The 749-nt window shown below is 60.9% G+C and carries 2 pseudogenes; both read left to right on the top strand.

The features are described 5' to 3' along the window. A pseudogene (locus ACLJK8_RS23025) lies at positions 1-101 on the top strand (IS5/IS1182 family transposase); the annotation flags it as partial. A gap of 70 nt (positions 102-171) precedes the next feature. Next, positions 172-654: pseudogene (locus tag ACLJK8_RS23030) on the top strand (IS481 family transposase); the annotation flags it as partial. Positions 655-749: the final 95 nt, after the last annotated feature.

Raw genomic sequence — 749 nt, forward strand, 5'->3', positions numbered from 1 at the left:
AGCAGTTTCGAGGCATCGCCACACGCTACGACAAGGACCCGGAGAACTTCCTCGCCGCCGTCAAGCTCACAGCCGCGAGGATCTGGTGTCAGAGTTTATGAGTCGACGCCCTAGTTGTTTGATCCCGGGATTTGATGGTGCAATCTTTTCCAGCGAATGGAAGGAAGGGCTATGGGCCAAGTTCACCACGGCTGCGCCACTACGACAGCGGCGGTCGGTCGAGCGATACAGCATGGTCAAGAGAGCCTGAGGACGCTCGCCAAGCGCTACGGCATCAATCAGAAGACGGTGGCGAAGTGGAAGAAGAGGACCTCGGTCGCCGATCTGCCGACCGGGCCAAGCGAACCGAAGTCGACGGTCCTGTCGGGCGAGGACGAGGCGATCATCATCGCCTTTCGTCGGCATACGCGACTGCCGCTCGACGACTGTCTCTATAGCTTGCAGGCGACGATCCCGCATCTGACGCGATCTTCCTTGCATCGCTGCCTTCAGCGCCACGGCGTCTCTCGCTTGCCAGATGTCGAGGGCGACCAGCCTGCCCGGAAGAAGTTCAAATCCTATCCGATCGGCTTCTTCCATATCGACATCGCCGAGGTGCGGACGGCGGAAGGCAAGCTGTATCTGTACGTTGGCATCTGTCAACGGCGGAGCAAAACCAGGCCGTTGGGCGGCGCAAAAGTAGGCCACTTGGCGCCGCAAGCGGGGAACGGCGGGAGGGCGTAGCCCGACTAGAGTTTCCCGCTTGCGGC

The sequence above is a fragment of the Amaricoccus sp. W119 genome, assembly GCF_047275745.1.
In the GTDB taxonomy this organism is placed as follows: Bacteria; Pseudomonadota; Alphaproteobacteria; order Rhodobacterales; family Rhodobacteraceae; genus Amaricoccus.